Raw genomic sequence first — 26682 nt, 5'->3', positions numbered from 1 at the left:
CGGTGTGGGGTGAGTGCTCGGGAAGAGGGGGGCGGGTAGACGATTATGTGCGCAAGAGGAATGCAGCGGGAGTGTTGTCCTTCTATTTCGCTGCAGTATCATCCGTGTACCTTCTTTTCTTCGTCGTTCCGCCTTGCCAAGTAGCGGTGACGTAGCGTTTTGAAGGATTGAAATCGATGAACCAGACAGTTTCCAATGTGAAGTCACGAAACATTCTCGTGCTCGGGGCCGGGGAACTCGGCATGCCCGTCCTTCGCAATCTGGCCCGTCGCGCCAAGGGCATTGAAGACGCAAAGATAAGTGTTTTGCTTCGCGCCAGTGCCATCAAATCAGACTCGATAGCCAAACAGCGCGACGTCACCGAAATCCGCAACTTGGATATCGAGATCGTCACAGGTGATCTGGTCAATAGCTCGATCGATGAACTCGCATCTCTGTTTGCACAGTACGATACCGTGATTGGCTGCGCTGGCTACGCGGCTGGGATTAATACACCGATGAAACTGGCCAAGGCGGCGTTGCAGTCCGGTATTCCGCGCTATTTCCCCTGGCAGTTCGGTGTCGATTTCGAGGCGATTGGTCGAGGCGGTCCGCAGGACATCTTCGACGCTCAACTCGATGTGCGTGAACTCCTTCGCTCTCAGAGCAAGACGGACTGGGTCATCATCTCCACCGGCATGTTCATGAGTTATCTTTTCGAACCAGAATTCGGCGTCGTTGATCTGGAAAAGAACGCAGTCAACGCTCTTGGCAGCTCCGATACCGCTGTCACGCTGACGACGCCCGACGACATCGGCGTGCTCACCGCTGAAATCGTCTTCTACGAGCCGACCATCAGCAACGAGATCGTCTTCCTGGCGGGCGATACCGTCACCTATGGCGAGCTTGCCGACAAGCTGGAGGCGGGTTTGAACCGGCGCTTCAACCGGTCCGTATGGACTGTTCCCGTCCTGATGGAAGAACTGGCAAATGACCCCCAAAACATGATGCGCAAGTACCGCGCAGCCTTTGGTATCGGGCGAGGAATGGCATGGGACAAGGCCGGCACATTCAACGCGAGCGAAGGCATCAAGGTGACGGATGTGTCCGATTGGATCAACGCGAACCTGAGCGGCAAGTGACATGGCCTCTGAGATGCAGATCGATGGAAGATAACAGACCGGGAGCGCGGTATAGCCGCGCTCCCAATGAGAGTTGATCCGCAACAATATCATTACGAGGTCGAACACCGTGCCGCCGACACCAGCGGAGCGGGCGCATGTCTCGATTGCTAAAACGTCTGCCAGGAGGGCTTTTCTGGCGGACGGGCATCAAAATCCTCGCGTGACGTTCGAAACTGTTCGGAATTCTCCACGACCCACGTCCACAGCGGGATCATGCGAATGAGAAGACCCATTCCCAGTTCGGTCAGTTCGTATTCCACCCGAGGCGGCACCTCAACGAGATCGTGACGCGTGACGAGACCATCTCTTTCGAGTTGGCGTAGCGTGCGCGTGAGCATCCGCTGCGTTACGCCGTGCATTCGTTTTCCGATGTCTGCGTGGCGAAGCCTGCCATAGACGCCGAGCGTGTGTATGACGCCGAGCGACCAACGGCTTCCCGCATGGGTGAGAACCTCGCGTCTCACCCCATCGTCGTCCTCACGAAGACCATCGCAAACCGCTTGGGAATAGCTAAGAATTTCTTCTCTGGTCATTGCTCTTGCCTCCGGTATTGCTGCCTGTCGTATTACCAGCCTTCCAAGGGCATTTCACCTGTCTCCCCGACGTGTAGGAACGTTCATAAAAGTCGGCAGGGAGATCCGCGTCGTTGGTCTCACCGATGGCCGAGGACATCAACTGTTGGCGCAAAGCTGCCACCCCATCCGCATATCGCGAAAAAAGCCCGGCACGCAGTGGCGGGCCGGGCATGGTTCGCAACAAAATCCGCCTCAGAAGAACGCTTGAATTCCCGTCTGGGCGCGGCCGAGGATCAGCGCATGCACATCATGCGTGCCTTCATGCGTGTTGACCGTTTCCAGGTTCTGGGCGTGGTGCATGACGTGGTATTCGATCTGGATGCCGTTGCCGCCGTGCATGTCGCGGGCCTGGCGCACCAGCCGGAGCCGATCGCCGACATCGAACGCCGCTTCGGGTTCGCTGTGCGGGTGATCGGTTTCCGGGTTTTCCGTTCCATGCATTCTTCGTGCGCGCCTTCATGCATCGCCACGCCCCGAGCGGAGGCAGGGACTTGTGATACACCGAAGGGTGGGGCGTGGCCAATGACGAAAAGCGGCGTGGGGGTGAGGGGACGTGGGCGGATGAAGGGTCGCAATGAAGGGTTTGACGCTTAAGGCTCGACGCTTCGCCAGTATCGTCGGGGGGCTATTCCGTAAATTCGTTTGAACGCGTGCCCGAAAGCGCTTTCTGAAGAATACCCGACCTTTGAGGCAACGGTCGCGACGGTTGATCCGCGGCGCAACGCATTTCGCGCCAGCCGCATCCGCCAGCGAAGAAGATAATCAAGCGGCGCGAGACCCACCAAAGATTTGAATCGTTTGGAAAAGGCCGATCGTGACATCGCTACCGATGCTGCCAAAGTTTCCAGGCTCCAAGGATAGGCAGCATCTCGATGCATCAACCCGATTGCCCTGCCGATCCGGGGATCGGCCAGTGCGCTGATCCAGCCCAAACTGTCGCCATCGTCCTGGATCAATGCCGCCCGCAAGACCTGGACGAGGAGAATATCGACAAGCCTGTCGGTGAGGACGGCGGCGCCGATCTGCGTCCCCTTGATTTCGATATCGAGGATAGCGAGCGTGGAGCGGACGACGGTTGCCGAAGCATTGCGCGACGGAATCAGCAGAAAGGTTGGCAGCGAATCCAGCAGCAGGTCAGCATCGGATTCTTCAAAACTGAAGGTGCCAGCGATCAACACGGTGTCATTGCCTTCGTGGCGAGCGACGTCAGATTGCGCCCAATCGAATGCCGACATTCCATCGTCGGAAAGGACGTGATCATCGTTCGCCAGGAAGTAGCTTGGCGCGTTGGCCAGCAGGAAGCAGTCCCCTGCGGCAAGCTGGTGACGTTGCCCTTCGCCGAAGTCGATCCAGCAGTCACCGGCCAGGACCGCGCCGAACTTGACTGCAGGCTTGGCAGGAAAGCGGTAAGACCATCGTCCGCTTGCCTCGAACCGTGTGCAGCGTGCGCCTCGTATGTTGATGAGGGAAAAGACTTCGGACAGCGGGTCCATCAGATTGAGCCGATCGCGACGATTTTAGGGTCGTTGCAGCATAGATCGCCTCGATTTGTCATGCAAAGATCAGCCTTCAAGAAAAGGATGATTGAGCATGATGGGTATCGAGGGAAAAGTCGTCGCGATCACCGGGGCAAGCAGCGGCATTGGCGAGGCCACGGCCCTGCATCTGGCGGAACGGGGAGCGACCCTTGTCCTTGGTGCGCGGCGTGCCGACCGGTTGGAAGCCCTGCGCAATTCTATCGTGTCACGGGGTGGGACGGCATGCTTTATCGTCACCGACGTCACGCGTCGTCAGGACGTCGACGGGCTTGTGGCCCTTGCGGTCGAAAAATTTGGCAAACTCGATGTTCTCGTGAGCAATGCCGGGATAGCGCCGATCTCGCCGCTGGACGCCCTGAGGGTCGAGGACTGGGAGGCGATGATAGACGTCAACGTCAAGGGCGTCCTTTACGGGATCGCAGCCGCCTTGCCGCTCTTTCGTCGTCAGGGCTTCGGCCACTTCATCAACACACTGTCAACAGCGGGAATCAAGATCGTACCGACGATGGCTGTCTATGCTGGGTCGAAGAACGCCGTGAGGACAATCACCGAAGCGCTTCGTCAGGAGGCTGGTCCATTGCTGCGCGTGACGGGCATTTCACCTGGGTACGTCGACACAGAGCTCCCATCCTCGATGACCGACCCCGCGATGCGGGCACAAGGGGAAGCCAGCATGAAGGCCACGGCGATCCCGGCATCCGCCATAGCTGATGCCATTGCGTTTGCGATCGCTCAGCCCTCGAATGTCGATGTGGGAGAGATCGTGCTGCGACCGACCGCACAGGGATAGGTGGCCGAAACGCTGTACGGGTGAGGACCGTATGGCGCTTCCACCCCAAACCGGCCGCTCGGCTCGTAGAATTCGTGAAACACCCGAACGATTCCAGGATCTTCTTCAGCGAGGTGACCGAGGGGGTGACGCCGGCCTTCACCGCAGGCCCGCTGCGACAGCCCGTGGGCCTGGCGCACCAGCCGGAGCCGATCGCCGACATCGAACGCCGTTTCGGGTTCGCTGTGCGGGTAATCGGGTTTTCCGTTCCATGCATTGTTCATGCATCGCCACGCCCGAGTGGCGGCAGGGACTTGTGATACACCGAAGGGTGGGGGATGGCCAATGACGAAAAGCGGCGTGGGTGGTGAGGGGGGTGGGCATGCATGGTTGCTGTTGTGTTGCCGCTATGCGCCCTTTTGTCGGCCATAGAGGTCGTCGCCGTACCTGCACAAAAGCAGACATCGTCTCGGCGGCGGCGTCATGTCCCCAGTGCGCCAAATGCGGTTACCCGAGACTGCCGGCAAACTGCTCTGGCCACCGATTGCGCTCTGCCAGAGCTGCCACAAAATCGATGAAGACACGGGTCTTTGCAGGGAGCTGTGATCGGCTTGCAAAGTACACCGAAATCGCGCCTGCGTCGGAATACCACTGCGGCAACAGCCGGACCAGACGCCCGGCCTCGAGATGAGGCTGGGCGTCTGCTTTCGGAACTAGCGCGACGCCCACCCCTAGAACGGTAGCGCTGAGCATGGCGGCGGGATCGTTGACGACCAGAGTTTCGGATAACTCCGCAGCCGCCTGACGGCCGGCCGCATCGCGCATCGTCCATTGGCGGATGCGTCCGCTCTGCCTCAAACGCATCACGATGCTATCTAGCGCCTTCAACCCCGCCGGGTCGAACGGCGGCACGCGACCTGCCATATAGCCCGGTGATGCCACCGCAATGATGTGCACCGGAGCGAGCGTTCGGGCGACAATGCCCGGGTTCAGATCGAAGCCTCCGCCGATCGCTGCATCATAGCCATCGGCTACAAGGTCGACGGGTCTGGCATCGAAATGACATTCCGGCTTCACACCCGGATAGAGCTTCAGAAACTCCGGCAGATGGGGAAGGATATGCAGCACGCCGAGGGTGGGCGGCAGGCTGACCTTGAGCACACCCTTCGGCTCACCCTGCACAGCCGCACCTCCGATCGCAGCCTGGATAGTGTCCAGGCTATCGGCGACCGACAGCCTGAAGCTTTCGCCCGCCTCGGTGAGAACCAGCTTGCGCGTCGAGCGATGGAACAGCCGGATACCGAGGTTGCGCTCCAGCATGGCGACGTTGCGGCTGACGGCGGCCGGGGTCAGCGACATGCGTCTGGCCGCTTCCGAGAAGCTGCCATGCTCGGCGCTCCGCACGAAGGATTCAAGATTAGCCAGTGTCTCCATCGCCGCGCCCTTCAAGTGATCGTTGAAGATATAACAAGTCAATTCCAGCTAATCAAAGGGAATTGGATCGTCCATATCTGGGTCATCAAACATCGCAAGGAGCGAGCAGATGACACGGAATTCTCAGCCTCTTCTCGGCAAGGTTGCTCTCGTGACCGGCGGGTCGCGGGGCATCGGCGCAGCCATCGTCAAGCGCCTGGCCCATGACGGGGCGGATGTGGTGTTCAGTTATTCAGCCTCTGGCGACAAGGCAGAGGAGCTCGTGCGCGTGGTCGAGGCCCTTGGGCGTCGGTCTGTGGCAATCAAGGCGGATCAGGCCAATGCGTCCGAGGTCGCAGACCTTGTGCGACAGGCGCATGAAGCGTTCGGCCGGTTGGACATCTTGGTCAATTCTGCCGGGGTCTTCGTCACCGGCGGTGTCGGCGATCCGAATGCAGATATTGCGGCGTTCGATCGACAGATCGACATCAACGTCAAGGGTGTCGCGGCCGCGGTCCGCGCAGCAGTTCCTCTCATGGAGGACGGCGGACGGATCGTCTCGATCGGGACAACGGGCGCGGTTCACATTCCCTTTCCGGGTGCAGCCGACTACATCGCAACAAAGGCTGCAGTGGGCGCCTATACGCGCGGCTGGTCCCGTGATCTCGGCCCGCGCAACATTACCGTCAACCTGGTTCAGCCCGGTGCAATCGACACCGACATGAACCCGGCAAACGGCCCCTTCGCGGACACTTTGAAGGGACTTGCGGCGCTTGGGCGCTACGGCAAGCCCGAAGACATTGCCGCGGCGGTCGCCTTCCTCGCCGGCCCGGACGCCAGCTACATTACCGGAGCAACACTCAACGTCGACGGCGGACAGACAGCCTGATCGACCATTTTCAACAAGGAGACAAATTCATGACATCCATCGGAATTATCGGCGCTGGAAACATTGGTCGCGCCATCGCGATAACTCTCGCGAGGAAGGGCATCGCAGCCACGCTTTCCAACAGCCGCGGCCCTGAAACGCTTGCCGAACTCGTCGCCTCGCTCGGCCCGTCGATTACCGCCGGCTCGCGCGAGGAAGCCGCATCGAAACACATCGTCTTCATCGCCGTCAATTGGTCGAAGCTTCCTGCGGCAATGGCCGATCTGCCCGATTGGAACGGTCGGATCGTCGTCGATACCAACAACCCGATCGAAGCGCCGCTGTTCCAGCCCGCAGACCTCGGCGGCCGGACGTCGTCGGATGTGTTCGTCGAGATGGTTCCTGGTGCTCGGGTCGTAAAGGCGTTCAACCATCTGTCAGCCGCTGTGCTCGCCGGTGACCCGACCAGCGAAGGAGGCAGACGCGTGCTGTTTTATTCCGGCGATGATGCATCGGCCAAAGCGGAGATCGGCGCGCTGATCGACCGTCTTGACTTCTTCGGCATCGATCTCGGTGACCTCGCCGTCGGGAGCCGCCTCGTCCAGTTTCCGGGCGGCCCGTTGCCGGCGCACAACCTCGTCAAATTCGGCTAAGGTTTAACAATCTTCCGCGCCGTCTCTTCAACAATTCAGGAGCCCGCTATGTCCACCACAGCCATCGAAATAGCACAGACGTTTTTCGACCACTGGAGTGCCAATCGGATCGACGAGGCCATCGCCATGCTCGCCGAAGACGTCCTCTACGACAACGTGCCCTTTCCCGATATCACCGGCCGCGAGAGCGTTCGAAAATTTCACCGCGATTTCGGCATCGGCAACAAGTTTACTGTCGACTGGAAGGTGGTGCACATCGCGGCGGCGGGAAACGTCGTGCTGAACGAGCGGATCGACATCTTCCTTCACGAAAACGGCGGACGGATCACGCTGCCCGTCATGGGGACAGTGACCGTGGAGAACGGCATGATCACCGTCTGGCGTGATTATTTCGATCCGGCGGACTTCGACCGGCAATTGAACCAGATCGGCAAATAGTCGGATCACGACCTCCGACAAGAGGTTGCCTTTGGGTCAAACTCGGACCGAAGCACCATCACATGATTCGAAGTCCGATATCGCCCTTCGGCACCTAGCCTTCGGACAGTCCGCTTACGACGCCAACTCGGTCTTTTCTCTAGGTCGCAGCCATGGCCGCCTCTTGTGAGAACCAGCCGCCCCCATCCGCATCTCGCGCAAAAGAAAGCCCGGCACGCAAAAGCGGGCCGGGCATGCTGCGTTTCACCAAAATCCCCCTCAGAAAAACGCCTGTATCCCCGTCTGCGCACGGCCGAGGATCAGAGCATGAACGTCATGCGTGCCTTCATACGTGTTGACCGTTTCCAGGTTCTGGGCGTGGCGCATGACGTGGTATTCGATCTGGATGCCGTTGCCGCCGTGCATGTCGCGGGCTTGGCGGGCGATATCGAGTGCCTTGCCGCAATTGTTGCGCTTGACGATGGAGATCATTTCCGGGGCCATCTTGTGCTGGTCCATCAGCTGGCCGACGCGCAACGATGCCTGCAGGCCGAGCGTGATCTCGGTCTGCATGTCGGCGAGCTTCTTCTGGTAGAGCTGGGTGCCGGCGAGCGGCTTGCCGAACTGCTTGCGATCCAGCCCATACTGGCGGGCGCGGAACCAGCAGTCTTCGGCAGCGCCCATCACGCCCCAGGAAATGCCGTAGCGGGCGCGGTTGAGGCAGCCGAACGGACCTTTCAGGCCCGACACGTTGGGCAGGATGGCATCTTCGGTCACCTCGACGCCGTCCATGACGATTTCGCCTGTGATCGAGGCGCGCAGCGAAAGCTTGCCGCCGATCTTCGGGGCCGAGAGACCCTTCATGCCCTTTTCGAGCACAAAGCCGCGGATCTCGTTGTTATGGGCTTCCGATTTTGCCCAGACGACAAAGACATCGGCGATCGGGGCGTTGGAGATCCAGGTTTTTGCGCCGCGCAGGCGATAACCGCCTTCGATCTTTTCGGCGCGGGTCTTCATGCCGCCGGGGTCGGAGCCGGCGTCCGGTTCGGTCAGGCCGAAACAGCCGATCAGATCGCCGGAGACGAGGCCGGGCAGGTACTTTTGTTTCTGCTCGTCGGAGCCGTAGGTGAAGATCGGATAGATCACCAGCGAGGACTGGACGCTCATCATCGAGCGATAGCCACTGTCGATGCGTTCGATCTCGCGGGCGACGAGGCCGTAGGCGACATAAGAAGCGTTGGCGGCGCCATATTCCTCGGGCAGCGTCACGCCGAGAAGGCCGGTCTGGCCCATCAGCTTGAACAGGTCCTTGTCGGTGGTCTCGTCGAGATAGGCATCGTTGATGCGGGGCGCGAGTTCGGCCTTGGCAAAGCTTGCGGCCGCATCGCGGATCATCCGCTCTTCGTCGCTCAGTTGGTCTTCGATGAGAAAGGGATCGTTCCAGTTAAACGCCATGCTTCTCGGGCCTCCGGATTTCAGCAATTCTGTTGATGGCGATTATCGCCGTGGGGCGCGCAAGGGCAAGACCCGTTTACTCAACCCGTCATGATCTATAGTCATAGGGCATGCTCACCCTGTCGCGAAAGCTTCTGCCGTCCACCTCGGCGCTTGCCGCCTTCGATTCCGTTGCCAGGCTCGGCAGTTTTTCGGCGGCCGCCGAAGAACTGTCCTTGACGCAAGGGGCTATCAGCCGGCAGGTTTCTGGGCTTGAGGAGCAGCTGGGCATGCCGCTGTTCGAGCGTACCAGCCGCGGCGTGGTGCTGACCGAGACCGGGGCGGACTATGCCAAGTCGATCAGCGTTGCGCTCTCCCAGATCCGCTCGGCCTCGCTTGCCGCCATGAGCAAACGGCATGGCGACCAGCTGAACCTTGCGATATTGCCGACATTCGGCACCCGCTGGCTGATGCCGCGCATTCCGCAATTCGTGGCCCGGCATCCGCAGGTGACGCTGAATTTCGCGACCCGCATCGGGGTGTTCGATTTCGACCGCGAGGGCATCGACATGGCGATCCATGTGGGCACGCCCGACTGGCCGGGGGCCGAGTGCACCTATCTGATGAGCGAAATGGTGGCGCCCGTCTGCTCGCCGGAGTTTCTGGCCAGCCATCCGATCCGCGCGGGCGAAGACCTGCTGCGGCTGCCGCTTCTGCACATGGCCTCGCGACCCGGCGCCTGGAGCCACTGGTTCGCAAGCCTTGGCATCGACACGGCACCCTCCCAGGCGATGCGCTTTGAACAGTTCTCAAGCGTTGCGCAGGCAGCGATCGCGGGGCTGGGCGTCGCGCTGATGCCGCTGTTCCTGATTGATAGCGAACTTGCAAGCGGCCAGCTCGTCGAAGCCTTCCCGCATGAAGTTACGAGCCCCAGCGCCTATTACGCGGTCGCACCCATCAGCAAACGCGATTTTAGGCCGGTGGTGGCGTTTCGGGAGTGGCTGCTGGAGGAGGTGGCGCGGTATGGGCAGGAGGTGGTGGGGTGGTGAAGGGTGACGGAACGGTGCGTCCCGCCCCTTCACCATGATCCATCCATCGCTCCTTGAGCCTATTCATCGTTGATGGTCGCGAACAGCAACGACCGGTGAGCAGCCACGCCCGCCAGGCTTCCATCGCCGACCGCGAGTGCAACAGAGGCCATGGGCCGCGCGGCGTCGCCGCAGGCGAAGATGCCGGGCAGGCTGGTTTCCTTCATCGCATCAGTCTTGATGGTGGCGCCAAGGGGGCCTGGTTCCATGTCGAGGCCGAGCTGCTGCGCGATCGAGGTGGAGACCTCGAAGGGAGCAAGCGCGAACAGGCCGGAGAAAGACAGGGTCCTTCCATCTGCAAGCTGCACATCGGCGTGATCGGTGAGGGCCTTCACGGGGGAGCGCTCGATGACGACGCCGCGTGCTGCGAGGGATTGAAGCTGATCTCTATCCGGCTCGAATGCCTGGTTGAGAAGCAGGGTTGTCGGTCCCCAATCGGGAAGCATCAGCGCATGGTGCATCGAGAGCGCCGAGCCGGCGATGACGCCGATCTTGCCCTGGTTGAGTTCGTAGCCGTGGCAGTAGGGGCAATGGAACACGCTCTTGCCCCAACGCTCCTTCAACCCCGCGATGTCGGGAAGAATGTCGCGTACGCCCAGCGCCAGGATCAGCCGGCGCGAACGGTAAGAGGTGTCCCTCACCAAAACGGTGACATGAGCCGCTCCGGAGCCTTTCTCACCGTTGCGCTGAACGGTCTCTGCACGACCCGAGACCCAATCCACCGTTGGGTACTCCATGACCTGTGACCGGGCCTCGGCTGCAATTTCAGCGGGATCGACATGGTCCTGGGTGAGGAAGCCATGCGAGTGGGATGCGAACCGATTGCGCCTGAGGCCTTCGTCGATCATCAGAACCTTTCGACGCGCGCGGCCGAGTTGAAGCGCTGCCGACAGGCCGGCGTAGCTGCCCCCGATGATGATGACGTCGTAGATCGTGTCGCTCATGATTTTCTCCTCTGTCTCGCAACAACATAAGTGTCGTGAAAAGATGGGTCAAGCCTCATGGCACTTCGATTGTATCGTGAATGACGATCATGCTAGTGTCGGTGGGGAAAGCACGAGAGGGAGCAGAGGATGAGGCAGGACAGTCGGCTATCGCGCATGCTGCATGTGTTGATCCATATGGGACGACATGACGGGGCGATGACATCCGAGATGATCGCACAGATGCTCGACGCCAACCCTGTCGTCATCCGGCGCACCATGGCGGGATTGCGCGACGAAGGGTATGTCAGCTCCGTAAAAGGGCATGGTGGCGGCTGGACCCTGGCCCGTCCTCTCGAGGAACTGACGCTTCTCGATATCTACCGGGCGGTCGGAGAACCGTCCATCTTTGCGGTTGGACCCGCTTACGACATGCCGGGATGTCCGATCGAACAGGCGGTCAACGGGACTTTGACGGACGTCTTCAACGAAGCAGAGGACCTGCTGCGCAAGAGGTTTGCCGGCGTGACGCTCGCAGATATCGCCAACGGGTTTCGAGGATCGAGCGAACAGGACGGCGGTCAACGATGCACGCCATGACCGCAGGCGATACCCCAACCATGTCTTCGGTCGCGGATTGACCCCTCTGTAGACCAAGCCCTCCGCTTCACGCTGGGTGCGCCCCCAGGCGCATGCTGTGGTGCCGGATTTTCGCTCTGGCCGCCCAGGGCGTGAGTTTGCAACCGTCCGGCGGGACTCGACTCCTCATCCGTTTTCTGCTTTTCTGATTAAACGATTAATCAGAGCGCCTCGATGGCTCCCATCCGCCCCGGTTCGAACATGAGTGCGATAGCGAGCGCCCTTGGCGTGTCGGCTGCGACCGTGTCGAATGCGTTGTCGGGCAAGGGGCGGGTTTCGCCGGAGCTTGGGGCGAGGATCCGGGCGAAGGCCGAGGAGCTTGGGTATGTGCCGAGCGTGACGGCGCGGGCGCTTCGCACGGGGCGCAGCCGCGTCATCGGGCTGGTGCTTCCCGATATTGCCAATCCGCTTTTCCCGCAGATCGCACAGGCGATCGAGAATGCTGCAGCCGATGCCGGGTACGGCGTTTTGATCGCCGACAGCCGTGGTGACAGTTCGATGCAGACGCTGGCGATCCAGCGGCTGGTCGAGCGTCAGGTGGACGGTATCGTCATCGTCCCGCGGCTCGGTACCCGCATTGCCGACCTCGGTTGCCCGGTCGCCGTCATCGACAGTCCGTCGACTCCAGGCAACACGGTTTCTTCCGATCACTGGCAGGGTGGGCAGGTGGTCGCCGATCATCTGGTCGGGCTCGGCCACAGGAATTTCGTGCTGATCGGCGCCAATCCACTTTCGAACGTTCAGAACGACCGCATCGGCGGCATGAAATCGCGCCTGCCGAAGGGTGCCCGCTTCGAGACGATCTGGATCGAAAAGCTTGAGGCACTGGCGGGAGCCGGTTGTTCGCTCGGTTTGCAGCAGAAGGTCGAGCTCGGCTTTACCGCCTTTGCCGCCACGAGCGATCTGCATGCGCTGCGTGCGCTGACCGAATTGCAGCAATCCGGCATCCGCATTCCGCAGCAGGCAAGCGTCACCGGCTTCGACGATCTCGTCTGGTCGTCGGTGGTTTCGCCGGGCCTTACCACCGTGCGCCAGGATATGGCGGCGATTGCCGAGATTGCCGTCGGCGCGCTGGTCGGCGTGATCGGCGATGATGCGGCCGAGCCTGATGCCGCGACCATAACGGTCGGCGTCACAGCCGTTGCAATGACCGATCGCGTGCCGATGACACTCGTTGCCCGCCAGACCACCGCATCCGTTTCCCGCCCCGAATTTTCACCCGCATCCCCAGCCTTGGAAGGGAATGACCCATGAAGACCCTGATTACCGCATCCGCCGCAGTTTTGCTTGCCACGACAGGCCTTGCCCAGGCCCAGGAAAAGACGCTCACCATTTCCGTCTATGCGCTGGCGCAGGACGAATACAAGCAGATCGTCTATGATCCCTTCCAGGCGATCTGCGGCTGCAAGCTGGTGGTCGAGACCGGCAACAGCGTCGAGCGGGTTGCCAAGATGGAGGCCAACAAGGCCAATCCGGTCATCGACATGGCCGTCGTCTCGATGGCCGATGCGCTGTCTGCGTCCCGCAAGGATCTGACCGACACGATCGACACGGCCAAGCTCAAGAGCTTCAACGCGCTTTATGACATCGCCAAGGACCCGAACCAGGACGGCAAGAGCGTCGGCTACACGTTCTACGCCAACTCGATCGTCTACCGGTCGGACAAGATGAAGATCGAAAGCTGGGCGGATCTGTTCAAGCCGGAATATGTCGGCCATATCGCGTTTCCGAACATCACCACCAATGGCGCCGCGCCGACGCTCTATATGCTCGGCCAGGCGCTGGGCAAGGATACGCCTGATCTTGCCGCCCCGATTGCGACGATCGGCGAGAACAAGGACGAGATCGTCACCTTCTACGAGAAGTCCTCGCAGCTGGTGCAGCTGATGAAGCAGGAAGAGATCTGGGCGGCACCCGCCGGTCGTTTCGCCTGGTCGCCGTTTACCAAGCTCGGCCTGCCGATGGCATGGGCGACGCCTAAGGAAGGCCAGGCCGGCGGCATGAATGTCATGGTCGTCACCAAGGGTTCCAAGAACCGCGACCTGGCGCTGCAGTTCATGGATTTCTGGCTGTCGACCGAGATCCAGACCAAGCTTGCGGAAAAGCTGGTGGACAGCCCTGCCAATAGCGAGGTGAAGGTATCCGACGAGATCGCTGGCAACCTTACCTTCGGCAAGGCAACCGCCGAAAGCCTCAAGTTCATCCCCTCGGCCATCGCTCTCGATAACCGCGCCGGCTGGATCAAGACCTGGAACGACAAGGTCGGGCAGTAAGCTTCAGCAAACCGCGCGCCTTGCGGCGCCGCAAACCTTTCGGCCCGGGTTCCGGGCTGAAAGGGCGCGGCCTGCGAAGCGCGCGGGAATGATGACGTGACACAGTTCGACGATACTACCGGAGACCACGCATGTTTCAAAACCGGGCCGAGGCGTTTGCACTTGCGCTGCCTGCCGCAATTTTTGCGGCGGCGGTGTTTATTGTGCCCGTGCTGATCCTTCTGTCCGATGGGTTCAGGAGCCTTGATGGCGGCTGGACGTTTGCGGCTTACGGCGAGTTCTTCTCCTCGCCGCTCAATCAGGCGGTGTTCCTGCGCACGCTGAAGCTAGGCGCGCTGGTGACGGTGGTTTCGGCGGTGATCGGCTATGCGGCGGCGTTTTCCATCGTCAGCCTGTCGCCCGCTGCAAAGGGCCGGATGACCGGGCTGGTCGTGCTGCCGCTGATGATTTCGCCGGTGGCGCGCACCTATGCGTGGATCGTCATTCTCGGCCGGACCGGCATCGTCAACCAGGCTTTCCAGGCGCTGGGGCTGAGCGAGGCGCCGCTGCGCATCCTGTTTTCCGAAACGGCAATCTTTATCGGCCTGCTGCAGCTGTTTCTGCCGCTGATGATCATCTCGCTGATCTCGGCGCTCGAGAATATGCCCAAGGATGCGGTTCCGGCAGCAAGAGTGCTCGGCGCCAACTGGTTCCAGGTGTTCTGGAAGGTCATCCTGCCGCTCACCAAGGAGGGGTTGGTCATCGGCGGTACGCTGGTCTTCACCGGTTGCCTCACCGCCTATATCACGCCGGCCATCCTTGGCGGCTCCAAGGTGCTGATGCTGGAAACGCTGATGTACCAGCAGGTTGCCGTCAGCAACAATTTCGTCGCCGCAAGCGTCATTGCCTGCATCCTGATCGTCATGAGCTTTGCCGCCAACCTTCTCCTGAAGCGGGTGGCAACGGCGCGCAACACGCAGAGAAAGGCCGCCCGATGACCGCTCGCAGCCTGTTTGTCCCCGCCACGCTGTTTCTGCTGGCGACCTTCCTGATCGGGCCGTTTCTGATCATCGTCGCGGCGTCGTTTTCGGCTGGCGAGACATTGGCGTTTCCGCCGCAAGGCTTTTCGCTGCAGTGGATCCTCAAGGTCTTCACGGTCGAAAGCTTTCGAGCCTCGTTCGCGATGTCGATGTTTCTGGCCATCGGCGGCACGGCGGCAGCGCTGGTGCTCGGCATTCCCGCATCCTACGCGCTGTCGCGCTACCGGCTGCCGGGGGCGGAAATCATCCGCACCATCGTTTCCGCGCCGATCATCGTGCCCGGCATCATCGTCGGCCTTTCGCTGCTGCGCTACGTGGTCGTGCCGTTCGGCGTCGGCATTACGCTTGCGCTGTTTCTCGCCCATACCGCGCTGATCCTGCCCTATGCAGTGCGCGTCGTTTCGGCGAGCCTCGACAACCTGCGCTCGGATATCGAGGAGGCGGCGGTGCTTTTGGGCTCGTCCCGGCTCGGTGCCTTTTTCCGGGTGGTCATGCCCAACATCAAGGGCGGCATTCTTTCGGCCTTCATCCTCGGCTTCGTCACCTCGTTCAACCAGGTGCCCGTATCGCTGTTCCTGTCCGGTCCCGGTGTGCGCACGCTGCCGATCGACATGATGGCCTATATGGAAATCGTCTTCGATCCGTCGGTTGCGGCGCTCTCGTCGCTGCTCGCCTTCCTGTCCATCGGCATCGTTTTTGCTGCTGAACGCTTTCTCGGATTTTCCCGCTATGTCTGATCAATCCTATCTCTCGCTTGAAAAGCTGACGCTTGCCTATGGCGACAGCGTGGCCGTTGCCGATCTCGACCTGTCGGTCCGGCGCGGCGAACTCATCGCGCTGCTTGGCCCCTCGGGCTGCGGCAAGACGACGACCATGCGGGCAATCGCCGGGCTGTTGCCTGTGAAATCCGGCAAGGTCATCCTCGACGGCGAGGACATGACGCGCACGGCGCCGAACAAGCGTGCCGTGGGGCTGGTGTTCCAGTCCTACGCGCTGTTCCCGCATCTCTCCGTCTACGAAAACGTTGCCTTCGGGTTGCGGCTGAAGGGCATGAAGGGCGCGGAACTGGATTCCAAGGTGCAGTCCGGCATCGCCTCCGTCGGGCTTGCCAAATTTGCCGACCGCAAGCCGGCCGAGCTTTCGGGCGGCCAGCAGCAGCGCGTGGCCCTTGCCCGCTCGATGGTGATGGAGCCGAAGGTTCTGCTGCTCGACGAGCCGCTGTCCAACCTCGATGCCCGGCTGCGGCTGGAAATGCGCACCGAACTGCAGCGCGTCCAGCGCGAGACCGGCGTGACGATGATCTTCGTCACCCACGACCAGGCGGAAGCCCTGTCGCTTGCCGACCGGATCGTCGTCATGAAGAACGGCGCGATCGAGCAGATCGGCACGCCTGAAGATATCTACAACCGGCCGACGTCCTCCTTCGTGGCGGATTTCGTCGGGTTCGAGAACATCCTTGCGCTGGAAGGCGGCGCGCTGAAGACCGCCAATGGCAGCGTGCCGCTTTCGACCGCACCCGGAACCGAGGCACCTTCGGCTGCGGGTCTCGCCTGGCGTCCGCGCATGGTGACGCTTGGAACCGGCCCGTTTCGCGGAACCGTGCGCGGCACATCGTTTGCCGGCCATTCCCGCGAATATTTGCTGGACAGCGCGCTCGGTCCGATCAAGGCTGAGGTGGATGCCTCCGAACCGGTGCATGTGTCCGGCTCGGACCTGTCCTTCGACTTGCCGGTACACAAGGCCGCGCACCTTTCGCGCATTGCCTGAGGAGATATAGCCATGGGCATCTGGATCGATACCGATATGGGGTTCGACGACATCGCGGCGATCATGGTCGCGGCGCATGCGGGCCTCGGCGTGGACGGGGTTTCGCTTGTGTTCGGCAATGCACCGATCGAGCGGGTGCGCGGCAATGCGGCTGGCGCATGTGCTGCTTTCGTGTGGCCGTTCCCGGTTCATGCGGGCCGCGCCTTTCCGGTGATGGGCAGGCTTGAGACGGCGCAGGACGTGCTGGGCAATGAGGGCATGCCAAGCGCCGGTCTGTACCTGCCGGACATGCCCGACACATTTCACGACGATGCATTCGAGGCGCTGTGCCGGTGGCTGGAGAAGAGCGACGGCGACGCACGCCGGATCCTGGCGATGGGCCCGCTCACCAATATCGCAGCCGTTGCACTGGCACGGCCGGATCTTGCCGCCAAGATCACCGATCTCACCTGGATGGGCGGCAGCCTGACCGCCGGAAATCAGACAGCATCTGCCGAATTCAACGCCTGGGCGGATCCGGAAGCTGTGGCCATCGTGCTTGCGCATCAGATCCCGCTCAGGATGGTCGATCTCGATATCTGCCGCAAGGTTTTGTGCTTTCCAGACGATGTGGCGCCGATCCGGGCTGCCGGCGGACGCAATGCGACGCTGGTGGCCGATCTCCTGGCCGGCTTCGTCGAGATCGCCACCAGCCGCGGCCGGCCGGCGATGGCGCTTTACGATGCGGTTGCCGCTTTCGCCTTCGCCTATCCGGATCACGTCACCTGGCGCGAGGCGCGCATCGACATGGAAACCGCCGGTACCGTGACGCGTGGGCGGACCGTGGTGGAGACCCGGGCGGCCAAGGTTAGCGGTTTCAACGGATCCTATGCGGCCGAGATAGACGTCGAAAAGGCGCGCGATACGATCCTTGAAACCCTCAAGGCGGAGGCAACGTGGTGATGAGCGGCGAGATGAAGACCATCGTGACTGACATCTACGGGTTTACCGATGCGGGCTTGCGCGACCGGGCCGTGATCGCTGCCCGCGGCGATGCGCCTTTCGACATCCTGATCACCGGCGGCACCCTCGTCGACATGGTGACGGGCGAACTCCGCGCGGCCGATATCGGCATTGTCGGGCCGCTGATCGCCAGCGTCCACGCGCCTGCTAGCCGCAGCGATGCCGACCGGGTGATCGATGCCGGCGGTGCCTTTGTGTCGCCGGGGCTGATCGATACGCATATGCATATCGAAAGCTCGATGGTAACGCCCGCCACCTACGCACAAACCGTGCTGCCGCGCGGGGTGACGACCGTCGTGTGGGATCCGCACGAATTCGGCAACGTCAACGGTATCGAGGGCGTGTGCTGGGCGGTCGAGGCGGTCAAATCGCTGCCGCTGCGGTGCCTGGTTCTTGCGCCGTCCTGCGTGCCATCGGCGCCGGGGCTCGAAATGGCGGGCGCCAGTTTCGACGCTGATGCGATCGAGGAAATGCTTTACTGGCCGAAGATCGCCGGTCTGGCCGAAGTGATGAACATGCGCGGCGTGATTGATCGCGACCCGCGCATGAGCGAGATCGTCCAAGTGGCGCTGGCTGCGGAAAAGCTGGTCTGCGGCCATGCCCGCGGGCTTGCCGATGCGGATCTCAATGCCTTCATGGCATCCGGCATCACCTCCGACCACGAGCTTGTTTCCGGCGCCGACCTGATCGCCAAGCTGCGCGCCGGACTGACGGTGGAGCTGCGCGGCAGCCATGACCATCTTCTGCCGGAGTTCGTCGCAGCGCTTGGCGAACTCGGCCGTCTGCCGCAGACGCTGACGCTCTGCACCGACGATGTGTTTCCTGACGATCTCGTCGATGGCGGCGGGCTGGACGATGTGGTGCGCAGGCTGGTGCGCTACGGCATGAAGCCGGAATGGGCGCTTCAGGCCGCAACGCTGAACGCGGCCCAGCGCATCGGACGCGCCGATCTCGGCCTGATTGCCGCCGGGCGTCGTGCCGATATCGCCATCTTCGAGGATCTCACGGAATTTCGCCCCCGGCATGTGCTGGCCAGCGGTACGGAAGTTGGCTGCCGCGGAGCGATTTCGGTCGAGATCAAACCGACCGATCCGGCCCCGCTGACGGCTTCGGTCAAGCTCAAGCCTTTGCAGGCAGACGATTTCCGGGTTCGGTCGGAGGGCACGAAGGTGCGCCTTGCCACGATCGACCGGCCACGGTTCACCCGTTGGGGGACAGCGGATGCCGATGTCGTCGATGGTTTCGTGGTGCCGCCTGAGGGTGCGACGCTGATTGCCGTGACCCACCGCCACGGCCGGGCGGACTGCCGCACCCGGGTCGGTTTCCTCACCGGCTGGGGCACATGGCGCGGCGCTTTTGCCACCACGCTTGCGCATGACAGCCATAACCTGACCGTGTTCGGCGCCGATCCAGTCGATATGGCCGTTGCCGCCAATGCGGTGATTTCTGCCGGCGGCGGCATGGCGGTGGCGATCAAAGGCAAGGTGGAAGTACTGCTGCCGTTGCCGCTTTCCGGCCTTGTCTCGGAAGCGCCGATGGAAGAGGTGGCCAACGGCTTTCGGGCCATCCGCGCCGCGATGGATGGCATCGTCGACTGGACGCCGCCCTATCTCGTGTTCAAGGCCTGCTTTGGCGCAACGCTTGCCTGCAATCCCGGTCCGCACCAGACCGACAGGGGCATCGCCGATGTCGCAACAGGCAAGGTGCTGGAAAGCCCCGTTCTCGAAATTCTCGGATAAGGGGCGTTCATGCAGCCGCACGACTTCTGGCAGGAGATGCATCCGGCGGGCACGTTTTCATGCGAAGCGCCGTTTTCTGGGTTCTTTCCCGTCAGCCTCGATGACGGGCGGCAGCTGCGCCTGCCGATCCGCCCGCTCGCCGACGGCAAACACGCACTCGCCTCGCTGATCATCAACCAGGCGAGTTTTAAAGTGCAGGATGCGCTGGCGGCGGATCTCGCAAAGAAACTCGAACCCTACCGCCCCGAGGTGATCGTCGGCCTGCCGACGCTTGGCCTGACGCTCGCCTCAGCCGTCGCCCGCGCGCTGGGATTGCCGCGCTACGTTCCGCTGGGGACCTCCAGGAAATTTTGGTACGACGAGACGATGTCTGTGCCGCTGTCGTCGATCACCACACCCGACCAGGTGAAGCGCCTCTATGTCGATCCGCGCATGCTGCCTCTCATCACGGGCAAGCGCGTGGTGCTGGTGGACGACGTCATTTCCTCCGGTACCTCGATCGTCGCCGGTCTGACGCTGCTGGCGTCGCAGGGCATCGAGCCGGTCGCGATCGGGGCGGCAATGCTGCAATCGCTGCGCTGGCATGACAGGCTCGACGGGTTCGGGGCCGAGTGGCGGGAGAGGGTTGTAGGGGTGTTTGGGACGCCGATGCTGGTAAGGGCGGGCGAGGGGTCGTGGGGGGTGTGACGTCAGTCCAAAAAGCGTTCTCTCACGCGAAGGACTTCGCGCGGCTGGGTTCCTGTGACGAGCAAAGTGATGAGGGAGCTTGTCACAGGAATCCAGTGCCATCGCGTCCGCAATGCGGGGAGCTCTTGATCGGGCTGTTATTTCGACAGGTGCATTAGAGCGCATTTCCACCTTGCGAAACACGGCCGGCGGGATAGGATCGCGATCACCCACCGCTTCTGACAATCACGATATCGGGAATGAAATCATGCAATTGGTGTTCGACGGCCATAACGATGTGCTTTTGCGGCTCTGGCGGAACATGAAGGCTGGTGGGGATCCGGCGGCGGAGTTTGCCGGGGGGACGGCGGGGGGGCATATTGATGCGCCGCGCGCGAAAAAGGGCGGTCTCGCAGGTGGGCTCTGCGCCATCTACATTCCCTCGGGCGATCTGGTTCTGTCGGATCCGGATGCGGACGGACATTATGCGACGCCGCTGGCAGCGCCGCTCGACTATGCGCCGTCGCTCGATATCGCACTGGAAATGGCGTCCATCGCACTGCGGCTCGACCGGGCCGGGGCTTGGCGGTTGTGCCGGTCCGTCAGCGAAATCCGCAAGGCGGTCGAGGACGGTGTCTTTGCCGCCGTGATGCATATGGAGGGCTGTGAGGCGATCGATGCGGATCTTGTCAATCTTGACGTGTTCCATGCGGCGGGCCTGCGGTCGCTCGGTCCCGTCTGGAGCCGCCACAACATCTTTGGCCATGGCGTGCCCTTCGCGTTTCCGATGACGACCGATACGGGGCCGGGGCTGACCGATGCGGGCTTCCGGCTGGTGAAGGAATGCAACCGGCTCGGGATCGCGATCGACCTTTCGCATATCACCGAGAAGGGGTTCTGGGATGTGGCGAAGACCACCGACCAGCCGCTGATCGCCAGCCATTCCAACGCGCATGCGCTGACGCCGGTTGCCCGCAACCTGACGGACAGGCAGATGGACGCGATCAAGGAAAGCGGAGGTCTGGCCGGGCTGAACTATGCGGTAACCATGCTGCGGCCCGACGGGCGCGACGATGCGGCGACCCCGCTTTCCGACATGGTGCGCCACATCAACTACATGGTCGAGCGGATGGGGATCGACTGCGTGGCGCTCGGATCGGACTTCGACGGCGCCACGATACCGCAGCAGATCAGCGATGCTGCAGGCAATCAAAATCTGGTTGCGGCCCTCAAAACTGAGGGATACGCTGACGAGGATCTCGCAAAGCTTTGCCGTGAAAACTGGTTGAGGGTTCTGGGCAAGGCTTGGCAGGAATAGGCTCGGAAGACGGGCTTCGAACGGGTTAGAAACAGGCTTCCGCAACGTACGGAACAGGGGAAATCACATGCTTCATCTTCGCTCCCACACTCTTCGAATGCTGTCGGCGACCGCAGCGCTGTCGCTGCTTTCGTTTGCCGCACCCTATGGTCTTTCCGGAGAGGCGATGGCCGCAACGCCGGCCGATACGCTGGTCGAAGGCTTTGCGATCGACGACATTATCAGCATCGATCCGGGCGAAGCCTTCGAGCTTTCGGCGGCTGAAGTGACCGCCAACAGCTACAGCAAGCTGGTGACGCTCGATCCGTCCGACACGTCGAAGGTGATCGGCGATCTCGCCGACAGCTGGACCGTTTCCGACGATGGCATGACCTATACGTTCAAGCTGAAGCCCAACCTCAAATTCGCCTCCGGCAACCCGATCACCGCAGAAGACGTCGCCTTCTCGTTCGAGCGCGCCGTCAAGCTCGACAAGTCGCCGGCGTTCCTTCTGACCCAGTTCGGCCTGAAGGCTGACAACGTCACCGAAAAGGCGAAGGCATCCGGCGCCGACACGTTTACCTTTGTCGTCGACAAGGCCTATGCGCCGAGCTTCGTGCTCAACGTGCTGACCGCAACAGTGACCGCGGTGGTCGACAAGAAGGTGGTGATGGAGCATGCGAAATCCGTCACCCCGACGGCCGAATACAAATTCGACACCGATTTTGGCAATGAGTGGATGAAGACCGGCTATGCGGGGTCCGGCCCGTTCAAGGTGGTCGCATGGCGCGCCAACGAAGCCGTCGTGATGGAAGCCAACCCCAATTATTACGGCGAGAAGCCGAAGCTGAAGCGGGTGATCTACCGCCACATGAAGGAAAGCTCCGGCCAGCGCCTTGCGCTTGAGAATGGCGATATTGATGTGGCCCGCAATCTCGAGCCGAACGACATGGACTCCGTGTCGAAGAAGGAGGGCATCTCGCTCACCTCAGCGCCGAAGGGCACCGTCTACTATTTCAGCCTCAACCAGAAGAACAAGAACCTCGCCAAGCCGGAAGTGGTCGAGGCGATGAAGTATCTCGTCGACTATGATGCGATCGGCGCGACGCTGATCAAGGGTATCGGCGAAATCCACCAGACCTTCCTGCCGAAGGGCCAGCTCGGCGCTCTCTCCGACAACCCCTACAAGCTGGACGTGGCGAAGGCGAAGGAACTGCTCGCTAAGGCGGGTCTTGCCGACGGCTTTACCGTGACCATGGACGTGCGCAACACGCAGCCGGTGACCGGCATTGCCGAAAGCGTGCAGCAGACGCTGGCGCAGGCCAATATCAAGCTGGAAATCATTCCGGGCGATGGCAAGCAGACCCTGACCAAGTTCCGCGCCCGTACCCATGACATCTATATCGGCCAGTGGGGTTCGGACTATTTCGACCCGAACTCGAATGCCGAGACCTTTACCGTCAATCCTGACAATGCCGATACGGGCACGACGAAGACGCTCGCCTGGCGCAATGCCTGGGACGTGCCGAAGGAACTGTCTGACGCCAGCAAGGGCGCGCTTCTCGAAAAGGATGCCGCCAAGCGCGCGGCCACCTACGAGGACCTGCAGAGAAAGGTTCTGGCCACCAGCCCGTTCGTGATCGTCTTCCAGCAGACGGAAGTGGCCGGCTATTCATCCAAGGTGAAGAATTACAAGCTCGGCCCGAGCTTCGACACCAACTTCGTTGCTCCGGTCTCGAAGGAATAGCCGATAGGGGACGATTTCCTTGACGCTTCCCGATGTAACGACTGTGACACGGCGCAACAGGCGCCGTGCTCCCTCCATTGTCAAAGGTACGCTGCGGTTTCTGATCACCGCGGCGACCACTTTCCTTGGCCTGTTGGCCGTTACTTTTTTCATCGGCCGCGTGGTGCCGATCGATCCGGCGCTGGCGATCGTCGGTGACCGTGCGCCGGCGCATGTGGTGGAGCGGGTGCGCGAGCAACTGGGCCTCAACCTGCCGCTCTATCATCAGTTCTGGATCTACATAAAGCAGGCGCTGACCGGCGATTTCGGCACCTCGGTGCTGACGACGAACCCTGTGATGACCGATATTGCCCGGGTGTTTCCGGCAACGATCGAGCTTGCCACGATCGGCACGCTGATCGGTTCCGTCATCGGCGTGCCGCTCGGCGTGCTGGCGGCCGTCAAGCGCGGCTCGATCGCCGACCAGATCGTGCGCATCATCGGCCTGATCGGATATTCGGTGCCGATCTTCTGGCTGGGACTGCTGTCGCTCGTGGTGTTCTATGCGAAGCTCCGCTGGGTCGCCTATCCCGGCCGCATCGACATCGCCTACGAATACACGTTCACGTCCGTGACCGGCTTCTTTCTGGTCGATGCCATCTGGCAGCGGGAGTGGGAGGTGGTCTGGGACCTGTTCCGTCACATCATCCTGCCCGGATGCCTGCTCGGCTATTTCTCGCTCGCCTATATCAGCCGCATGACGCGCTCGTTCATGCTGACCGAACTTTCGCAGGAATATGTGGTCGCGGCGCGGGCCAAGGGCCTTTCGGAAACGCGGATCATCTGGTTCCACGCGCTGCGTAATGCGGCCGTGCCGTTGATCACCGTCATCGCGCTTTCCTATGCGGGCCTGCTGGAAGGCTCGGTTTTGACCGAAACGATCTTCTCCTGGCCGGGGCTTGGCCTCTACATCACCAACTCGCTGCAAAATGCCGACATGAATGCGGTGCTGGGCGGCACACTTGTGATCGGCATGGTGTTCGTCGCCATCAACCTGTTTTCCGATCTTCTCTATCGGACGCTCGACCCGAGGACGCGCCGATGAGTGTCGTTGAACCGTTGAAACCCTATAGCCGGGCGTGGCTTTTGTCCGACCGGCCGACCTCCCGGCATCAGGCCCGTGTCGGCCGTGCCTATGTGGTCTGGCGCCAGTTTTCCGAAAACCGGCTGGCACTGCTTGGCCTGTTCATCATTCTGGGCCTGATTTTCATCGCCATCTTCGCCAACGTTCTTGCGCCGCATAACCCGGTGCAGGGCGACCTGCGCAATTCGCGGCTGCTGCCGCCGGGTTCGGCCGGCTTCCTGCTCGGCACCGACGACCAGGGCCGCGATATCCTTTCGCGGCTGCTCTACGGATCGCGGCTGACGCTGTTCGTGGTGGTGCTGGTCGCGGTCATCGCCGCGCCGGTCGGGCTGATCGTCGGCACTGTCTCCGGTTACGCCGGTGGCTGGGTGGATGCGGTCCTGATGCGGATCACCGACATCTTTCTCGCCTTTCCGAAGCTCGTTCTGGCGCTGGCGCTGGTCGCGGCATTGGGACCCGGCATCGAGAACGCGGTGCTTGCCATCGCGGTTACGTCCTGGCCGCCCTATGCGCGTATCGCCCGCGCCGAAACGATGACGTTCCGCAACTCGGAATTCATTTCGGCGGTGAAGCTGATGGGTGCCTCGCCGTTTCGCATTGTGCTGCGCCACGTCATGCCGCTCTGCATGTCGTCGCTGATCGTGCGTGTCACGCTCGATATGGCGGGCATCATCCTGACCGCCGCCGGCCTCGGCTTTCTGGGTCTCGGTGCACAGCCGCCGCTGCCGGAATGGGGCGCGATGATCGCATCCGGTCGCCGTTTCATTCTCGACCAGTGGTGGGTAGCCGCCATGCCCGGTATCGCCATCCTGATCGTCAGCCTCGGCTTCAACCTTCTCGGCGACGGATTGCGCGATGCGCTGGATCCGAAGGAGGCCGGACAATGACGGAGAAAGGCCAATGATGATGGGCAATCCTTCCGTCAACATGACTGCTACCACCGAAGCGCCGCTGCTTGCGGTCGACGACCTGCGCGTGACGTTTCCGACCCGCACCGGCGAGGTAACCGCTGTGCGCGGCGTCTCGTTCACGCTCGGCAAGGAACGTCTCGGCATCGTCGGGGAATCCGGTTCCGGCAAGTCGCAGACCGGGCGCGCCATCATGGGGCTGACGGCGGGGCATGCGAAGATCACCGCGAACAAGCTGGAATTTCGAGGTCGCGATCTTCTGTCGATGCCGAAATCCGAGCGGCGGCATATTCGCGGCAAGCAGATCGCGATGATCCTGCAGGACCCGAAATATTCGCTTAATCCGGTCATGACCATCGGTCGGCAGATCGTTGAAACGCTGAAGACCCATGAAAAGGTCTCGGGATCGCAGGCCAAGGACCGCGTGATTGCGATGCTGGAATCGGTGCAGATCCGCGATCCGGGCCGCGTCTACAATCTCTATCCGCACGAGGTTTCCGGCGGCATGGGGCAGCGGGTGATGATCGCGATGATGCTGATCTGCGGGCCGGAGCTTCTGATCGCTGACGAACCGACGTCCGCGCTCGACGTGACCGTGCAGCTCGACGTTCTCGACATTCTCGACAAGCTGGTGTCCGAGCGCGGCATGGGGCTGATCTTCGTGTCTCACGATCTGCGTCTGGTCTCCTCCTTCTGCGACCGGGTGCTGGTGATGTATGCCGGACGGGTGGTGGAGGAACTGGCGTCTGCCGATCTTTCCAAGGCGAGCCATCCCTATACGCTGGGGCTTCTCAATTGCCTGCCGACGATAGGCTCAAACCGGCATCCGCTGCCGGTGCTCGACCGCAAGCCGGAGTGGTCGCTATGAGTGCCATCATCTCCATCCGAGACATGCTCGTCACCTATGACGACTTTGCCGCACTCGATCATGTCAGCATGGATGTGGAAGAGGGCGAAAGTTTCGGGATCGTCGGTGAATCGGGCTCGGGGAAATCGACGCTGTTGCGCGCCGTTTCCGGGCTGGCAGGGTTCGACAGTGGCTCGCTGACGGTCGCGGGAAAGACCTATTCGGGGCAGGCGAGGACCAAGGAATTCTACCGCACTGTCCAGATGGTGTTCCAGGATCCCTACGGATCGCTGCATCCGCGCCAGACGGTGGACCGGCTGCTGCTGGAGCCGCTGGCGATCCACGGTTTTAGCGACGTCGATGTGCGGATTGCCCGCGCGCTGGATGAGGTCGGGCTGGGAGCGGGTTTCCGCTTCAGGTATTCGCACCAGCTTTCCGGCGGCCAGCGGCAGCGCATCGCGATTGCCCGGGCACTCATCCTCGAACCGAAGATCCTGCTGCTGGACGAGCCGACTTCGGCGCTCGATGCGTCGATCCAGGCGGAAATCCTCAATTTGCTGGAGCAGGCAAAGCGCGACCGCGGATTGACCTTTGTGATGGTCAGCCATGATCTCGGTGTGATCAGCCATATGTGCGGCCGTCTTGCGGTGATGAAGAGCGGCAAGGTGGTGGAAACCGTGCCGGCGCAGGCGCTTGAAAACCGCGAGTTCTCGGCGGATTACACCCGACAGCTGCTGGTGGCGAGCGAAGGCTTCAGCCGCGGCTAATCCTTGTGGCGGGCGGCAGAATGCTATTGTGCACCTGCGAAATGCCC

The 26682-nt window shown here is 61.7% G+C and carries 27 protein-coding genes and 1 pseudogene; 21 read left to right on the top strand and 7 right to left on the bottom strand.

Annotated features, from left to right (window positions below):
* Positions 1-176: 176 nt before the first annotated feature.
* Positions 177-1121, top strand: coding sequence for an aromatic alcohol reductase (locus G6K99_RS13970; protein ID WP_174196881.1), 945 nt, complete (start codon positions 177-179; stop codon positions 1119-1121).
* Between the two features lie 149 nt (positions 1122-1270).
* Here the strand turns inward: G6K99_RS13970 and G6K99_RS13965 are convergent, their stop codons facing one another.
* The 3 genes and pseudogenes from G6K99_RS13965 to G6K99_RS13955 form a co-directional block, all read right to left on the bottom strand.
* Complete coding sequence (locus G6K99_RS13965) at positions 1271-1696, bottom strand: helix-turn-helix domain-containing protein (RefSeq protein WP_062456648.1); 426 nt, start codon at positions 1694-1696, stop codon at positions 1271-1273.
* A 234-nt stretch (positions 1697-1930) separates the two neighbouring features.
* A pseudogene (locus G6K99_RS13960) lies at positions 1931-2098 on the bottom strand (acyl-CoA dehydrogenase); the annotation flags it as partial.
* Between the two features lie 230 nt (positions 2099-2328).
* The gene (locus tag G6K99_RS13955) at positions 2329-3234 is read right to left on the bottom strand and encodes an AraC family transcriptional regulator (protein WP_174196883.1); all 906 of its coding nucleotides are present in this window, start codon (positions 3232-3234) and stop codon (positions 2329-2331) included.
* 94 nt (positions 3235-3328) lie between these two features.
* Between G6K99_RS13955 and G6K99_RS13950 the strand changes: the two genes are divergently transcribed.
* Entirely contained in the window at positions 3329-4066 is a 738-nt protein-coding gene (locus tag G6K99_RS13950) for an SDR family oxidoreductase (protein WP_174196880.1), read from the top strand.
* Here the strand turns inward: G6K99_RS13950 and G6K99_RS13945 are convergent.
* Both G6K99_RS13945 and G6K99_RS13940 read right to left on the bottom strand, forming a co-directional pair.
* Positions 4009-4329, bottom strand: a complete 321-nt coding sequence (locus tag G6K99_RS13945) for a hypothetical protein (RefSeq protein ID WP_174196879.1) — start codon at positions 4327-4329, stop codon at positions 4009-4011. The two genes, G6K99_RS13950 and G6K99_RS13945, sit on opposite strands and share 58 nt — an antisense overlap.
* A 223-nt stretch (positions 4330-4552) precedes the next feature.
* Entirely contained in the window at positions 4553-5479 is a 927-nt protein-coding gene (locus G6K99_RS13940; protein ID WP_174196878.1) for a LysR family transcriptional regulator, read from the bottom strand.
* 109 nt (positions 5480-5588) lie between these two features.
* Here G6K99_RS13940 and G6K99_RS13935 point away from each other — a divergent pair, with 109 nt between their 5' ends.
* Genes G6K99_RS13935 through G6K99_RS13925 form a run of 3 tightly spaced genes read left to right on the top strand, consistent with a single transcriptional unit; the run spans position 5589 to position 7417 of the window.
* Positions 5589-6347, top strand: a complete 759-nt coding sequence (locus G6K99_RS13935) for an SDR family oxidoreductase (RefSeq protein ID WP_113112320.1) — start codon at positions 5589-5591, stop codon at positions 6345-6347.
* A 29-nt stretch (positions 6348-6376) separates the two neighbouring features.
* The gene (locus G6K99_RS13930) at positions 6377-6979 is read left to right on the top strand and encodes an NADPH-dependent F420 reductase (RefSeq protein WP_174196877.1); all 603 of its coding nucleotides are present in this window, start codon (positions 6377-6379) and stop codon (positions 6977-6979) included.
* Between the two features lie 48 nt (positions 6980-7027).
* Complete coding sequence (locus G6K99_RS13925) at positions 7028-7417, top strand: limonene-1,2-epoxide hydrolase family protein (protein WP_174196876.1); 390 nt, start codon at positions 7028-7030, stop codon at positions 7415-7417.
* 258 nt (positions 7418-7675) lie between these two features.
* Here G6K99_RS13925 and G6K99_RS13920 read toward each other — a convergent pair whose 3' ends face one another.
* The gene (locus tag G6K99_RS13920) at positions 7676-8851 is read right to left on the bottom strand and encodes an acyl-CoA dehydrogenase (RefSeq protein ID WP_062461376.1); all 1176 of its coding nucleotides are present in this window, start codon (positions 8849-8851) and stop codon (positions 7676-7678) included.
* A 110-nt stretch (positions 8852-8961) separates the two neighbouring features.
* Between G6K99_RS13920 and G6K99_RS13915 the strand changes: the two genes are divergently transcribed.
* Positions 8962-9879, top strand: a complete 918-nt coding sequence (locus G6K99_RS13915; protein WP_174196875.1) for a LysR family transcriptional regulator — start codon at positions 8962-8964, stop codon at positions 9877-9879.
* Positions 9880-9938: 59 nt separating this feature from the next.
* Here G6K99_RS13915 and G6K99_RS13910 read toward each other — a convergent pair whose 3' ends face one another.
* Positions 9939-10862 (bottom strand): NAD(P)/FAD-dependent oxidoreductase, encoded by a 924-nt coding sequence (locus tag G6K99_RS13910; protein WP_174196874.1) that lies wholly within the window; start codon positions 10860-10862, stop codon positions 9939-9941.
* Between the two features lie 129 nt (positions 10863-10991).
* On the opposite strand from G6K99_RS13910, the gene G6K99_RS13905 reads away from it, so the two are divergent.
* The 15 genes from G6K99_RS13905 (at position 10992) to G6K99_RS13835 (ending at position 26635) form a co-directional block, all read left to right on the top strand.
* On the top strand, positions 10992-11441 hold the full coding sequence (locus G6K99_RS13905) for an Rrf2 family transcriptional regulator (RefSeq protein ID WP_113167134.1): 450 nt from the start codon (positions 10992-10994) through the stop codon (positions 11439-11441).
* A gap of 213 nt (positions 11442-11654) precedes the next feature.
* A complete protein-coding gene (locus tag G6K99_RS13900) occupies positions 11655-12734 on the top strand; it encodes a LacI family DNA-binding transcriptional regulator (protein WP_174196873.1) in 1080 nt (359 codons plus the stop codon).
* Complete coding sequence (locus tag G6K99_RS13895; protein ID WP_174196872.1) at positions 12731-13753, top strand: ABC transporter substrate-binding protein; 1023 nt, start codon at positions 12731-12733, stop codon at positions 13751-13753. The genes G6K99_RS13900 and G6K99_RS13895 overlap by 4 nt, the downstream gene beginning before the upstream one ends.
* 131 nt (positions 13754-13884) lie before the next feature.
* On the top strand, positions 13885-14730 hold the full coding sequence (locus G6K99_RS13890; RefSeq protein WP_174196871.1) for an ABC transporter permease: 846 nt from the start codon (positions 13885-13887) through the stop codon (positions 14728-14730).
* Entirely contained in the window at positions 14727-15509 is a 783-nt protein-coding gene (locus G6K99_RS13885) for an ABC transporter permease (protein WP_092659627.1), read from the top strand. The genes G6K99_RS13890 and G6K99_RS13885 overlap by 4 nt, the downstream gene beginning before the upstream one ends.
* Positions 15502-16539: an ABC transporter ATP-binding protein gene (locus tag G6K99_RS13880; RefSeq protein ID WP_174196870.1), complete on the top strand. Its 1038-nt coding sequence runs from the start codon at positions 15502-15504 to the stop codon at positions 16537-16539. The genes G6K99_RS13885 and G6K99_RS13880 overlap by 8 nt, the downstream gene beginning before the upstream one ends.
* A 12-nt stretch (positions 16540-16551) precedes the next feature.
* Positions 16552-17481 carry a nucleoside hydrolase gene (locus tag G6K99_RS13875; RefSeq protein ID WP_174196869.1) on the top strand — a complete coding sequence of 310 codons (930 nt, stop codon included), beginning with the start codon at positions 16552-16554 and terminating at the stop codon, positions 17479-17481.
* The gene (locus G6K99_RS13870; RefSeq protein ID WP_174196868.1) at positions 17481-19280 is read left to right on the top strand and encodes an adenine deaminase; all 1800 of its coding nucleotides are present in this window, start codon (positions 17481-17483) and stop codon (positions 19278-19280) included. Before G6K99_RS13875 ends, G6K99_RS13870 begins: the two co-directional genes overlap by 1 nt.
* A gap of 9 nt (positions 19281-19289) precedes the next feature.
* The gene (locus tag G6K99_RS13865) at positions 19290-19967 is read left to right on the top strand and encodes a phosphoribosyltransferase (RefSeq protein WP_174196867.1); all 678 of its coding nucleotides are present in this window, start codon (positions 19290-19292) and stop codon (positions 19965-19967) included.
* Between the two features lie 247 nt (positions 19968-20214).
* The gene (locus tag G6K99_RS13860) at positions 20215-21264 is read left to right on the top strand and encodes a dipeptidase (RefSeq protein WP_174196866.1); all 1050 of its coding nucleotides are present in this window, start codon (positions 20215-20217) and stop codon (positions 21262-21264) included.
* A 67-nt stretch (positions 21265-21331) separates the two neighbouring features.
* Positions 21332-22990, top strand: a complete 1659-nt coding sequence (locus tag G6K99_RS13855) for an ABC transporter substrate-binding protein (protein WP_174196865.1) — start codon at positions 21332-21334, stop codon at positions 22988-22990.
* A 43-nt stretch (positions 22991-23033) separates the two neighbouring features.
* Positions 23034-24074, top strand: coding sequence for an ABC transporter permease (locus G6K99_RS13850; RefSeq protein WP_371816193.1), 1041 nt, complete (start codon positions 23034-23036; stop codon positions 24072-24074).
* Positions 24071-25000: an ABC transporter permease gene (locus G6K99_RS13845; RefSeq protein ID WP_062582012.1), complete on the top strand. Its 930-nt coding sequence runs from the start codon at positions 24071-24073 to the stop codon at positions 24998-25000. The genes G6K99_RS13850 and G6K99_RS13845 overlap by 4 nt, the downstream gene beginning before the upstream one ends.
* A 19-nt stretch (positions 25001-25019) precedes the next feature.
* Positions 25020-25889, top strand: coding sequence for an ABC transporter ATP-binding protein (locus G6K99_RS13840; RefSeq protein WP_371816192.1), 870 nt, complete (start codon positions 25020-25022; stop codon positions 25887-25889).
* The gene (locus tag G6K99_RS13835) at positions 25886-26635 is read left to right on the top strand and encodes an ABC transporter ATP-binding protein (RefSeq protein ID WP_174196863.1); all 750 of its coding nucleotides are present in this window, start codon (positions 25886-25888) and stop codon (positions 26633-26635) included. The genes G6K99_RS13840 and G6K99_RS13835 overlap by 4 nt, the downstream gene beginning before the upstream one ends.
* Positions 26636-26682: the final 47 nt, after the last annotated feature.

It is taken from the genome of Neorhizobium sp. AL 9.2.2, assembly GCF_013317225.1.
GTDB lineage: Bacteria > Pseudomonadota > Alphaproteobacteria > Rhizobiales > Rhizobiaceae > Neorhizobium > Neorhizobium soli.
This window is presented reverse-complemented; position numbering and strand designations above follow the sequence as displayed.